We start from the raw sequence: 13,427 nt of genomic DNA on the forward strand, positions 1-13,427 counted from the left end.
TTTCGTTCCAGCAGCATTCTAGAGGCGCTGCCGCTAGTCAGATTTGACCTTTCTCTCTTCAATGACCTTACGCCACTCCGGAATTTCTGCTGAGATAATTTTTTCAAAATCTGATGGCGTGCCCCAAGCTGCTTCAACTCCGTACGTGAGGAAACGTTCTTTCAACTGTTGGTTCGCTAACACGTCTTTGAGCGCTTTGTTAAGTTTCTCGATTACAGGTGCGGGAGTCCCTACTGGCGCTAGAATACCGAACCAGATATTGACTGTGAAGCCCTTCAGGGTATCGCTTATCTGCGGAGATCCTGGCGCGACTGCCGAAGCGCTGTCAGACGAAGTTGCAAGAAGCTTCACTTTACCTAATCGAACATACTCATTCATAGTGTCCGAAGCAGTGCTCAAAAGCATATCCACCTCGCCTGCAAAAACCGCTAACGAAGTAGGTGCTTGCCCTTTGTAAGGTACATGAATCATTTTAAGGTCGGCTTGAGAAAGAAAGCGCTCAGTGCTTAGGTGTCCAAGAGAGCCAGGGCCTGCGCTGGCGTATAGCATTTGCTGCGTTTGCGCCTTACTGTATTTGATCAGCTCGGAGATGCTATTTGCAGGAATTTTTCCATTAACGAAAAGTAACAAGGGAGCTTTCGATACGAGGGAGACTGGCGCGTAGCTTTTCAACGGATCAAACTTAATGTCTTTTTGCAGTAGGGGGGCGATTGATATCGGACCGTTGTTTGCGAACAGCAATGTATAACCGTCTGGATCGGCTCTGGCTGCCTCGATAGAACCGGTCGTTCCAGCGGCGCCCCCACGATTATCTATGATAAGAGATTGGCCTAATGCTTTTGCGAGCGGCTCTTGAAGCGCGCGCGCCATAATGTCTGTCGATCCGCCTGCGGGGTAGGGAACAATTAGTCGGATGGGACGATTTGGATACTCGCCCGAAACAGCGGCGTTTGTCGACAATGCAAGCAGTGCAGCGGCTAAATATATGTAGCGCATAACGATGGTTCCTCCTCCGAGTGCTCTTCCGTGTCCAGATCCCGACGTTCTGCTGGCGTGGATTGATATTTAATTATACACCACGCACAGGCTGGTCGAGTCTAAATGGTACGACCAAAGAATGGAAGGATGTTTCGCTTCATTCGGTACAATTTCGTCCGATCCGGGAGGGTATCTGCGTCATCGTCCTTGCGGCCAATGCGAGCACACCAAAAACTGCTGTCATCCCAATCGTGGGCGTGAAGGCGTCGAGGCTTTGACTGATAACGGTCCATAGATCGCCGTTGGTGCAGGCAGTAGCATTGCGCTGGAGCGCCTTAAGATTGGAGAGAGTGTTGTCGATCGAATTCAAGTCGGGGCAACAGGGAGGAGGAGCTGGAGCGGCGCCCCGGCCGCGTCAATCTTTCAGGCGACGACGCCCTTGTGGGCCGGTGGGTTGTCCAGGATCGTGAGGTCGCCAAGAGGCGAGCGGCGGGACCAGAACTTGCTCGACGAAGCTGAAGGACAGGCCCCGTTCATCGGGCCATTAGCACCACCCGGGCGGTTACGCCGTTGACCGCCAGTGTGCCTACGAAGGTCGTTGTTCTCCAGTGGCAGTTCAGAATCGAAGCCGGCAGCCGCTGGCTGCGATGAGCCGCTCGTTTGGGGCGCTTAAGTAAAGGCAACCGTTCAGTCGATGAAGACCATCCGCTCGGGTCCCGGTCGAGTTGGCTTTCGAAGCAGCGCGGCACCGCATCAGGACGTGGGACGATACTGCTCCGCCGCGTGCCCGGACTTTTTCAGCATAATCTCCCGGCGCGCGAAGAAACGACACAGTGCCGAAGTCGCTACCGGCAACCCATTGCTGCGCAAAACGATCGCGACACTCAGGTCAGGTTGATGTCCACATGCTTGTTAATCGCCTCCACGATCACCGGCCAACATGCTTTGATCTACTTTGACCGCTGTTCGCGCCGCCTTCCTAGGCAGCGTGTCGCCAGTCACCGCACCAGGGCCGTCCGGTGGATGGCGCTGAAGATGCTCGCCCCGAACTGCTCCGCCGCCTTCAGGCCCGCGGACATTCGATCCGGGAATAAGGGGCCGAGCGATAACTGCCCCCCCCCGACCAAAGGTTGCCGGGTCGTCTAATAGTTCCTACCGAAGCGGGCGCCATTGAACGATGATTGTGTAGATGACACCCACTCGCTCACATTGAGGTGCCAAAATGTTGCTGATAGCAACTTAGAGGGGAGCATCCACAATGCATCCTACCATCATCGGCCTTCATCTCGTCAAACACGTATTTCAAGCGCATGGCGTTAATGCCGCAGGCGCAGTCGTTCTTCTTAAGAAGCTCCGCCTTCCGGAATTGATTGCGTCCTCCAACAAGCTCAACCTCTTGTGTCGTCGGCATCGAAGCACGCGGAAAGGCTCATTACTAGGGCGCGAATTGACGGCCTCTGGCCACCAAGTCAAGCTGATGCCAGCGGCTCACGTGAAACCCCATGTTAAGCGTGGGAAGAACGGTGAGTTGAACGCCGAGGCGGTCTGCAAAGCCGTTAATCGGCCGACGATACTTTGCGCCGATCAAGAGCGCCGAGCAACAATCGATCCTGATGTTACATCGCACCCGAGACCCGCTCGTGCGACAGCCTCGATGCTGGTGAACTCGCTGCTTAGACAACTTGCTAAATTTGGGCTGGTTGCACCTATAAGGAGTCTGGCGAGTTCCGGAGCGCAAAACTCTCTGGCACGGGAGAGCGAACTTCTGGAGCCGGCTCGCGCTCGCGTCGAACTCATCTTGATGAAGATCGATGATCTGCAGTCGAAGATAGAAGCGATCGAGCGGACCAGTCATCGCGCCAATGGACTGAGCCTGCGTCTTGCGAGCATCCCCGGAGTTGGGATCATCAAGGCGACCACGCTTGTCGCGAATGCAGGCGCCTTCAAGTCGGGACGTCAATTCGCGGCCTGGATTGGTGCCGCGACAGAACGAGAGTGGTGGCAAGATGGCAATGGGCGAGTTCTCCAAAAGAGGAGAATCATATTTGCGGCGGTCGCTCGTCCTCAGCGCGACCACAGTAATGCGCCACGTGCGTAATAAGCCCGTACTTGCAGGATGGGTCAACGCGCTACTATTCCGGCGACGCGGGTCGTAACAGTCGCTGTCACCAACAAACTCGCCCGTATCGTCTGGGCGATCATGGAGCGCGGCAGCACATTCAGAGAGCGGCCGTTCGGCATCGCTCGTCGCAAGCTGGCTTGGCAAGATGTGAGATTGCAAGCGCCCCTGTGCAGAACGAATTCTGAGGTTGGCAAGGGCAACGATGACGCAATGGCATTCGGCCGACGAACCGAGGATCGGAACATCCCGAAACTTTGCACGGACCTCGGGTCCGTCAACGATGATTGGGATCGACTTCAGCGAACAACCATCAAGGCCATGCGGTGAAGCAAGACCGCAAGTAGAGGCCGGACAGATGATCGCGAAGACCAACTGCCGCAACGTTAAAAAGGTTTTGCTATGAGAGTGTCATCCACAGTGATGGCGTGGATGGCGTCCGCTAATGGCATCTGATGTGCCAAAGTGAGTCGTTATCGGATTCACTGAAAGGAAGCTATCCACGATGTCCATTATAACAGTCGGTCTTGATCTTGCAAAACATGTTTTCCAGGTTTATGCGGTAGACGAGACCGGCAAGGCAATCATCCGGAAGAAGCTTCGCCGTTCGGAGGTGCTGGAATTCTTCCAGTCGCTCTCGCCGTGCCTGATCGGCATGGAAGCTTGTGGAACAGCTCATCACTGGGCACGCGAATTGATTAAGCTCGGGCACTATCCGGCTGATGCCGGCAGGTTATGTCAGGCCGTACGTCAAGCGAGGCAAGAACGACGCCCTCGATGCGGAGGCAATCTGCGAGGCGGTCACGCGACCGACCATGCGCTTTGTGGACGTGAAAAGCGTCGAGCAGCAGTCGGGTTTGATGCTCCATCGGACGCGCGAATTGTTCGTTCGTCAGCGAACCATGCTGGTAAATTCCTTGCGTGGCCAACTCAGCGAGTTCGGTTTGATTGCGCCGAAGGGCGTTTGGGGGCATTCCGGAACTCCACGCTCTCGCACAGGGCGCCAGCCGGGCTGAACTTCCCGACGCAATTCGTGGCTGTGTCGAGTTGATGATGGGTCAGATCGATGAGTTGCAGACGCGCATTCAAGCCATCGAGAAGACGATCCGCGACGAACTTCGGGTCAGCGATGTCGGTCAACGGCTGAAGATGATACCGGGCATTGGCGTAATTACGGCGTCCGCGCTTACTGCCACCATCGGGGACATCAAGGCGTTCAAATCGGGCCGACACCTGGCGGCCTGGATCGGCCTTGTACCACGACAGTCCGGATCCGGCGGCAAAGTCTACGGGAAGATCTCCAAGAAAGGAGATGCCTATCTGCGCAAGCTCCTTGTGCTCGGAGCGACCGCGGTGATCCGCTACTGTCGCAACAAGCCCGAACTTGTCGGGTGGATCAACGGGTTGTTGCAGCGACGTCCTGCACGCGTCGTCACAGTTGCTGTGGCCAACAAAATGGCGCGCATCGCGTGAGCCATCATGAGCCGCGGCGAGAGCTTCCGCCAAGCGGCCTCCGTGATTGCTTGACGCAGGCTCGGACATGAGAGCGCAGAAATCAGAACATGAAAAGATCCTGCTGTGCAATAGATTTACAGAATTGGTGAGAGCGACGACGATGTAATGGCAATCGGTCGAGACCGAGGATCGGAAAAAACCGTACCTGTGCATGCGCATCAAGCGCGCCACAGTGGCTGGTTTCTGATCTGCGGACTACCTTAGGGCCCGCGGACAATTTGATCCGCTTCTATGAGGCCGGAGCGATGACCGCACCCCGACCAAAAGTTGCCAAGACGTCGAAAAAGTTCTTGCCAAGCGGGCGCCATCCAGCGATGATTGTGTGGATGACACCCACTCCACGGCATCGATGTGCCAGAATGTTGCTGATAGCAACTAAGAGGGGAGCCATCCACAATGCATTCTACCATAATCGGACTTGATCTCGCCAAGCATGTCTTTCAGGCGCATGGCGTCGATGCTGCAGGCGCAGTCTTTCTTCGGAAGAAGCTCCGCCGCTCGGAATTGATTGCGTTCTTCACCAAGCTTCCTCCTTGTGTCGTCGGCATCGAAGCGTGCGGAACGGCCCATTATTGGGGCCGCGAACTGACCGCCCTGGGCCATCAAGTCAAGCTGATGCCGGCGGCATACGTCAAACCCTATGTTAAGCGCGGCAAGAACGACGAGGTCGATGCTGAGGCCATCTGCGAAGCCGTTACGAGACCGACGATGCGGTTTGTAGCGATCAAGAGCGCCGAGCAGCAATCGATCCTTATGCTACATCGTACCCGGGACCTGTTCGTGCGACAGCGCACCATGATGGTCAACTCGCTGCGCGGCCAGCTTGCCGAATTTGGCCTGGTCGCTCCCAAAGGAGTATGGCGTATTCCAGAGTTGGAGGCTCTTGCTCAGGACGGCGAGCTTCCGGAACCGGCGCGAGCCTGCGCCGAACTCATCCTGATGCAGATCGAAGACCTGCAGTCGAAAATCAAAGCCATTGACCGGACGATTCTTACTCGCCATCGCGCCAATGAACTGAGCTTGCGGCTCGCTACCATCCCTGGAGTTGGGATCATCACAGCGACCGCGTTGGTGGCAACCGTCGCGAACGCCAGCGCCTTCAAATCGGGGCGTCACTTTGCGGCCTGGATAGGATTGGTCCCGCGGCAGAATGGCAGCGGTGGCAAGATGTCATTGGGAGGGATCTCCAAGAAAGGAGAGCCATATCTGCGGCGCCTGCTCGTTCTCGGTGCAACCGCAGTCGTCCGCTACGTCCGCAACAAACCCGAACTAGCTGGGTGGGTCAACGCGCTACTGACCCGTCGGCCGGCGCGGGTGGTCACGGTCGCTGTCGCCAATAAGCTCGCCCGTATCGTCTGGGCCATCATGCAACGCGGCGGCACTTTCCGAGAACGGCCGTTCGGAATCGCGTAGAGAAAGATAGCTTAGCAATGAAGTAAAGTCGCAACCGCATCAACACCGTCCAAGATTTACGAATACCGAGATTGGCAAGGGCAATGACGACGTGATGGCATCCGGTCGACAAACCGAGGATCAGGACACCCCGAACCTGTGCACGGACTTCGAGTCCGTCAACGATGATTGGGGCCGGATCAGCGGACAACCATCAAGGCCATGCGGTGAGAAAAGACCGCAAGCAAAGGCCGGACAGATGATCGCAACGACCAAAGGCTATGACGTCAAAAAAGCTCGTGCCATGTGGGTGTCATCCACAGATGCACAGGTGTGCCAAAAAGCTAAGTGGTCTTTAAATGGTAAACTTTGTGGCCTTCTGCTGGTACGTCTGGTGCGCCTGAGGCCTCTCGCAACGCAAAGTCTGAATTGCTTCCATACCATAATACCGCCATCGCCTTTGCGAGTGTAGCCTGGGCATGGTTCTTCAAAAGTTCGGCATGTTTGAGCCTGATTTGTTCACGGCATCCCTTGTGCTTGTTTAGGCGGCGACCACATCTAATTGATTGCTAGGTTTTTAGGGGAAGCGCTTGGCCATGTTTAACCTTCACCGGGTGTTCACCGAAGCTGCCACGAAAGCCGACTTTCTGACGCAACTCACAGTTCCCGGAATAAGGGAGCAGAAACTGCGAACCGCTCGCGACGAGATCCGCGAGACGCTGAAGGCGGGTTTCTCTGACTGGCAGAGTGTCGCTGACCGCCGTGTTGTCATGGAGACCACTGCCTTCCGCAAAGGAGCGGTTGAGCCAAAGCTGCGTCCGAAATTCCGGATGCAGGGCAGCGCGTGTCCCGCGTATCGCACCCTTAACGATCCGGCCCATCCGCCGCAGCAGATTGACTATGATGATGGCGTCTATCTGCCGGTGTCGTTTCTTGCGGAAACTGGCAATCCGGTAATCGCGGCGTCCGGATATTACAAGCTGGTCGAAACCATACTGCTTCCGCTGTGCCGCGCACGGAGGTGGTCGATTGATTCGACGACAAAAAAATGCGTTCGGATTGTTCTCGATGATCACGCCCATATCGATCTGCCGCTGTACGCAATCCCTGATCAGGAATTCGCTCGGCTGGCCGAGGATGCGGCCGTTGCCAAGAGGGCAGATAGTTCGGTGTTCTTCGATTCGGCCGCACTCGACGATACAGTCTACGAACGATTGAATGAAGACGAATTGCGGTTGGCGCTGCGGGAGGGGAAGTGGATTCAGTCCGACCCCCGTTTGCTGGAAGATTGGTTCAAGCAAGCCGTGGCAGACTTTGGTCCCCAGGTCAGACGCGTTAGCCGCTATTTCAAGGGCTGGCGCGATTTCGTGTGGGTAGATGAATGCAGACTGACTTCGATCATTCTGATGAAATGTGTCGTTGACGCGTTCGACGAGTTTCGCGGCACCGTACCGGACAACCGTGATGACCTCGCCGTACTCGAAGTCGCCTCACGGCTCGACCGCTACTTTTACGGCGATATTCGCAACCCGGTACTGGATCTGTCGCTCAACGACCACTGGTCGCCGGAGGATCGGGCTGTCTTCAGGAAAAAGGGAGCCGAGCTGCATCAGCGAATTCGCGAAGCCGTTCGTGGTTCGGACACTGCCGAGCAGTCACTTGCGACGTTGGCGCGGGCGTTCGGACCGCGCATTCCGCAGACCGTCGCGCTGGTGTCGCTAACGACTGAAGCCACCGTCAGGTCTTATCAGCCGACCAAGCTTCCGGCACGCGAGGTGCCGCGAACCACGTCGGGATAGTCTGTGGATTCGGCGCGCCAGATTCATCAGGAGATGACCGCGCGCCGGTTTTCGCGCGACCGGTCGATCCTCAAGTCCATCCGATATGAAGGCGTTCTTGATGTACGCGGCCGCAACGTGTCGGTCGCTATTGATTTTAGAACGCCGCACCTTGGCAGCCTGCCACGCCTCTATCTGAACAATCGTCTCCGCGATTTGCCGGACGCCGTAGCGCACATCGAGGACAATGACCGCGTCTGCTACGCACGCGAGGAAGAGCTTGTGCTCGATCCGCATGATCCGCGGGGGTCGGTGGCGTTGTGCATGCACAAGATACAGGAAGCGCTTGATCGCATAGCGGGAGGCGAACTGCAGGATGACGTGGCCCAGGAATTTCCCCAGCATTGGCAGGGCACATCTGTCTACATCGATCTTCCGCCCGTGGTAAAATCGCCTTCCGTTTTCACCGTTCACCGCGATGGCGGAGATTTTATTGTCGTCTCCGAGTCTTCCAAGCGGTTGAAGAGATTTGACGTTGGCGATGCCGAAATCAAGGCAGCGGAAGCTGGCAAGATGCCAGTTGTGCTGCTGACGACAGATCAGACACTGACCTTTACACGCACGTTGCGAGCACCTGGTGTGCTGTCAGAACTGCTCCCCTGGCTGGCGTCGGTGGGCGAGGGATTGCCGAAGACCCTTCTTACAGGCGCCGCAAGAGCCTGGCCGAAGCCAGGCCTGTTTTTTCTGCGTGCGCCAAACGGGACCATTGGCGGAAAGCTCGTTATTCCAGCACCGCTGGCAAAGGCAATTCAACGCCCGCAGTTCTTGATGCAGTTGCTGCAGAAAAAAGCGGAGGCCGTCATAGTGGAGAGATATATCGGCACGTCACTCGATCCGTCCTTTATCTATCAACGTAACATGGCGGACCAACCGAACCTTGGCGGCAAGCAGATCGCGCTGGTGGGCGCAGGCACAATCGGCGGCTGGCTTGCGCGGCTGCTCGCGCAATCGGGGGCAGGAACGGCCGGCGGACGCTTGTTTCTTCTCGATGAGCAGTCCCTTCAGCCTGGCAATCTCGGCCGGCACTGGCTCGGTATGCCGTATATCGGGATGAACAAGGCGGTCGGGGCGCGCAAAGAACTTTTAAGGACTAATCCGGACTGCGATGTTGCGGCGATCGCCGAGAGCGCATTCCGGCATTCCGCGTTGCTGGCGGACTGCGACCTCATCATCGACGCCACCGGGGAGCAGGCAGTCTCGGACGTCCTCAATGCCGATTTTGTACAAGCAAGACGTGAGAGAGGGAGTACGCCCACAAGCTTGCATGTTTGGCTGGTTGGCAGCGGCGTTGCTGCACAGGCATTGCTGGCCGATAGTCCCGATCATGCCTGCTTTCGCTGTCTGCGCACGGCGCATGGCATCGAGCGCTTCCGCCTGCTTGACCCCGATCACCAGGTGGCACTGACTCCGGCGAACTGTGGCGAAGGCTCTTATTTCGCGTATGGTGTGGGTGCGCCAGCCATGGCTGCTGGGCTCGCGCTGCAAATGTGTCTGGATTGGGCAAAAGGCGCACCATCACCGCGTCTGCGCACCATTCGGATCAATCATGAAGCGACGTTTGAGGTGAAGGATAAGAATGCTGCGCCGCTTGAAAGCTGCCCTGCTTGCGCGACCGCACACGGCTGATCGCTATGTACTTGTTCATTATCCGGTCGTTGCAATGATGCAAAAGGCTGTCGCGACTTGCGAAGGGAAGCCGGAATCAGGTGGCATTTTGCTCGGCAGCATTCGGGGGCCGCATCTGGAGATAACCGCACTCACGGTGCCTGCGCCCGCCGATGTTCGAACAATGACGCGTTTTGTACGCCAGGATCGCGTGCATCAGGCGGCGGCCGACAATTCGTGGAAACGTTCAGCTCAGGAGATCGGTTTTATGGGCGAATGGCATACCCACCCGTCAGGGCCTCCGGTGCCTTCGACAATCGATCGCGCGAGCTGGGCGAAGCTCACCGCGCACATGGGTCATCCCATGTGTTTCCTTTTGGCAAGCCCCCAAGGGTGGCGCGGCTTTTATGTGCCTCTTCGGGATGACGGATCGCCCGACGTCGCATTGGCGGAGTACGAGCGCGGCGCCTTAGGGATCGTTCTGCGGTAGCGGAGGCAAAAAATGTATCAGGTGCTGGGTCCGAAGATCCTCATTGGTGTAGCTGGCTGGCTGGCTGTCAGCATCGTTCTTATTGCGGGCCATTTTGGCATGTCCGTCAATGCGCGGGTCGTAGTTGCAGTGGTCGATATGATCCTCTTGATCGGGCTCGCGAACCCCGTCTGGCAGTTCGTTTGGAACAGGACCGGACCGGTCGGGAGATGGCTTTCCAAGAAAGTCTTTCCCGACCTCAATGGAGCGTATGACGTCGTTCTCGAAAGCAACTGGCCCGTCGTGAAACAGATGCTTGACGCATCACGCAAGGATGCAGAGCGATTCGACCCCTTCAATTTAGATCAGTCTGCCCCCGATCCGCAGCGTGTGGAGTTGAAGGCGACTATCGAGCAATCATGGTTCGACATCTGCATCCGGATGCACCCAAAGGCGCCAGACGCCGTCATCAAATCATCACGCACGCTCGTGACGGTCCCGCTAAATGATACGCAGACGAGAGACAAGGAGCTCGTCTATTTATTCGAACAGGAGAATGAACAACGAGCACCGACAGACGACGAGCGCTTCTACGGCGCAGCACGGATTGTGATTGATCCCGCGGTGCCGGGCAAGCTCTCGGGAGAGTACTGGAATAATCGCTCATGGCGGCGCGGCGTCAACGTCGCCGGTCGGATTACCCTGACCAGGCGATTGGAACCTGGTGATCGGGCCAGACAACCTTCAACGCAATGAATTGAATGGCATGATGTGATGCGGGCAAAAATTTGCACGGGGCACAAACAAACTTGAGCGTATTGGGCCAGTTGGGATATGGCCTCTCATAGGTGTCGGCGCTATTCGAGCGCCTACTTGTCTCACCTCAAGCAGGCGGGCAAGCTTCTTTTCGTCTAAATTTAGACATTACCGAACTAATTAATTATTCATACAACGTTTTTCACTTCTTCCGTCGGTTGCCTTTATTCAAGCGCCAATATGAAGGATCGCATGCGCATCGATCTCAAACGCCTACGCGGGGATGCTAAACGGCTGAAAGCGGCCCGTATGGCCTCCCCTTCGAGGAAGGTGAAGACGGGAGCAACCAAAGTCATCCGGGACAACTTCGACGAGCTGGAGCGCCTTCACAATGTTGAAGGTGTCACTTGGGCTGATCTCGCAAGTTCCCTTGCGGCGCAGGGAGTGACTCAAGGGGCTGGGCTGCCGATAACCGGCAGGCGTTTGACCGCCTTGATGCATAATGTCAGATCGCGGGCGGAGAAGATGGCCAAGAAAAGGCCGCCCCAAGATCAAGGCAATAGTTCGCGTCAGCGCCAGCGAAATGGCGACCTGGCTGGGCAAAAGTCGGTTTCTCTGAGCCCGGAAATGGCTCGGCCCATCGGGGTGCATGTGCCCGATCCGACTATTAGCGAAGATGAAATTCGCCAGACCGAGCTGGCAAAGCACGCCCATCTTCTTCGGAAACGTTGATGGCGCTCGCGGGCCATCTTCAATTGGACTGCAACCCGGTATTCCCACCAGCTGTAAAGCTCCTCCTCGCCTGACAGACCGCCAAATGGTTGCGCGTGTCTGCTCAGCGTCTCAGGAGGAACTCAAATGCCACGTATTTTGCTTGTCGGACAGGAAACCGGCGGTGTCGGTAAATCAACGCTGACCCGCGGGGTTGCCGAAGCCGTCCCCGACGCGCCGATCCTCGAACTCGAATCTTCACCGCGGATCTTGGAGTACGATCACGCCCGAGCCAAGGGCACCACGAAGCGGGTGGCGCATTTCCCCGTTCGGGCTGACCGCGCATCCATCGACCGCACCGGTGGCCAGGCCGCCCGTGCCGAATTCGATGCGCCGATCAATGCCATGATCGCGGCAGAGTTGCCGACGATCATCGACGTTGGTGCCAACACCGCTTCGTCTTTGCTCGCCTCATTCGACGACGAGTTTGTTGAAAGCATCGCGGATACTGGTCTTGAGATGGCACTCATGATCGTGGTGACCGCTGATGCCTCCGCGTTGACCGATGGCGCCAAACTGTTGGCTTCTTCGAAGCGTTGGGCAAAGGCACGCTTCGTGGTCGAGAACAAGCTGCGCGGCGACATCGACCAGGCGATGCTTAAGCGCGTTGCGGACGGTGCCACGATCACGGTGTTGCCGAAGTTCGAATTCGAACCTCGCACCCTCGGCTTCCTTCAGGCGACCGGCCTATATGCCATCCCGCAACTCAAGACGGCCGACTTTCAGAAGGAGTACGGCTTCAACGAGGCGCGGCGCATGGTCAACGACCTCAAGGGCTTCCGCCTCGCGGTGATGGAAGCGGTCCGCCCGGCGGCAACTTGGCTCGCGTCATGAGCCAGCGCCTCGCAACCTTGCACGCGCGATTTAGGCAGGCGAAGGCTGACGCCGACGCCTCCAAACGCGCGGTGCGCCGCGCAAGCGCCGCCAAGCTGGCTCAACTGCAAGCCCTGCCAGACGCAAAAGCGCGCCTGGCAGGGTTAAAAGATCCAGCTCTGCTTCCTTACGACCGGAAGACCCTAGAGCACAGCATCGCGGACTTGCTGCCACGGCGCCGAATCCGTTTCCCACGTTCGGTTAGGCAGATGCTGAGCTCCATCCTTCGTCACGCCCGCTACAGATGGCGAGGTCTTGTGATTTGCGCTTTGATCGCAGCTCCTATCGTCGTCATCGGTTACGCCGCTATCCGCAACACCGGTCTCACGAAGGTGCACTTCGATCGAAGGCTAGAATTTGTCTGGGCCTTTCCGAGCGGTCATTCGCAGGTCTACGCCGTGCCAGTCGGTACTGCGGTTCTCGTGATGGGCCGGACCCCAACGGGAGACGTCCGGCTCCGGTTCTGGTCGGAAAGAGATGGACATGGCGAAGCCGTCATGTCGGCCGCAGCCTATGCGCAATTCGTACTACCTAACGCAGAGTAACTCAGATGTTCTGGAAACTTGCTGTTCCGCTGTCGATCATTTCTTTCGTCCTCGGCTTCCCCGTAGCCGAATTCATGGTTCATGGCTTCGACGCGTCGTTGTGGCCCAATACGATCCATGCTCCCTCGGTTTGGTTCTCCGCGATGGTTCAGAGCTATGGCTTGGATAACCTTCGCGCTTATCGCGACATGGCGATCGGCCACACCAAAGCTTTGGGTCCTTATGGCCTAATCGCCTTCGCATGCATCTTCGCGGGACCAGTCGTTGCGTTCGCAGCTTGCTTTGTCCCGAACTACGGACCGCGTCGGGATCCGCGTGGCACATATGGTAACGCCCGGTGGGCGACCCGCAAGGAACGCGGCCGGATGAGTGTCGGTGTCGAGCTTGGACTCGATCCAGTGACGCACCGGCCGATCCGGGTCACGACCGAAAGCCACATCGTCACCATCGCGCCGCCGCGCACCGGCAAGACTTCCGGTTTGTTGATCCCGAACCTCGCCGTTCCGGACAACAATGGCTGGAACGGGCCTGCCATCGTCATCGATCCGAAGGGAGCAGCTTATCGC

11 protein-coding genes and 1 pseudogene are annotated in these 13,427 nt (G+C 57.3%); 11 read left to right on the forward strand and 1 reads right to left on the reverse strand.

Annotated elements, in window-relative coordinates:
• Positions 1-33 precede the first annotated feature (33 nt).
• Positions 34-996, reverse strand: coding sequence for a Bug family tripartite tricarboxylate transporter substrate binding protein (locus ACIQ17_RS22985; protein ID WP_398471490.1), 963 nt, complete (start codon positions 994-996; stop codon positions 34-36).
• A gap of 1,913 nt (positions 997-2,909) precedes the next feature.
• Between ACIQ17_RS22985 and ACIQ17_RS22990 the strand changes: the two genes are divergently transcribed.
• From ACIQ17_RS22990 to ACIQ17_RS23040, 11 genes and pseudogenes are all read left to right on the forward strand, one after another.
• Positions 2,910-3,134: a transposase gene (locus ACIQ17_RS22990; RefSeq protein WP_398471499.1), complete on the forward strand. Its 225-nt coding sequence runs from the start codon at positions 2,910-2,912 to the stop codon at positions 3,132-3,134.
• Between the two features lie 468 nt (positions 3,135-3,602).
• A pseudogene (locus ACIQ17_RS22995) lies at positions 3,603-4,570 on the forward strand (IS110 family transposase).
• Positions 4,571-5,008: 438 nt separating this feature from the next.
• Positions 5,009-6,025, forward strand: coding sequence for an IS110 family transposase (locus tag ACIQ17_RS23000; RefSeq protein ID WP_398471491.1), 1,017 nt, complete (start codon positions 5,009-5,011; stop codon positions 6,023-6,025).
• A gap of 575 nt (positions 6,026-6,600) precedes the next feature.
• The gene (locus tag ACIQ17_RS23005; RefSeq protein WP_398471500.1) at positions 6,601-7,803 is read left to right on the forward strand and encodes a CBASS cGAMP synthase; all 1,203 of its coding nucleotides are present in this window, start codon (positions 6,601-6,603) and stop codon (positions 7,801-7,803) included.
• Positions 7,804-7,806: 3 nt separating this feature from the next.
• A complete protein-coding gene (locus ACIQ17_RS23010; RefSeq protein ID WP_398471492.1) occupies positions 7,807-9,468 on the forward strand; it encodes a ThiF family adenylyltransferase in 1,662 nt (553 codons plus the stop codon).
• Positions 9,419-9,937: a Mov34/MPN/PAD-1 family protein gene (locus tag ACIQ17_RS23015; RefSeq protein ID WP_398471493.1), complete on the forward strand. Its 519-nt coding sequence runs from the start codon at positions 9,419-9,421 to the stop codon at positions 9,935-9,937. The genes ACIQ17_RS23010 and ACIQ17_RS23015 overlap by 50 nt, the downstream gene beginning before the upstream one ends.
• Before the next feature lie 12 nt (positions 9,938-9,949).
• Positions 9,950-10,672: a hypothetical protein gene (locus tag ACIQ17_RS23020; RefSeq protein WP_398471494.1), complete on the forward strand. Its 723-nt coding sequence runs from the start codon at positions 9,950-9,952 to the stop codon at positions 10,670-10,672.
• A gap of 252 nt (positions 10,673-10,924) precedes the next feature.
• Positions 10,925-11,404: a hypothetical protein gene (locus ACIQ17_RS23025; RefSeq protein WP_398471495.1), complete on the forward strand. Its 480-nt coding sequence runs from the start codon at positions 10,925-10,927 to the stop codon at positions 11,402-11,404.
• A gap of 126 nt (positions 11,405-11,530) precedes the next feature.
• The gene (locus ACIQ17_RS23030) at positions 11,531-12,277 is read left to right on the forward strand and encodes a chromosome partitioning protein (RefSeq protein WP_398471496.1); all 747 of its coding nucleotides are present in this window, start codon (positions 11,531-11,533) and stop codon (positions 12,275-12,277) included.
• Complete coding sequence (locus tag ACIQ17_RS23035) at positions 12,274-12,861, forward strand: hypothetical protein (RefSeq protein WP_398471497.1); 588 nt, start codon at positions 12,274-12,276, stop codon at positions 12,859-12,861. The genes ACIQ17_RS23030 and ACIQ17_RS23035 overlap by 4 nt, the downstream gene beginning before the upstream one ends.
• Before the next feature lie 5 nt (positions 12,862-12,866).
• On the forward strand, positions 12,867-13,427 hold a 561-nt coding region (locus ACIQ17_RS23040), incomplete at its 3' end, for a type IV secretory system conjugative DNA transfer family protein (RefSeq protein WP_398471498.1).

Origin of the sequence: Tardiphaga sp., assembly GCF_044340795.1 — a bacterium.
Taxonomy (GTDB): domain Bacteria; phylum Pseudomonadota; class Alphaproteobacteria; order Rhizobiales; family Xanthobacteraceae; genus Tardiphaga.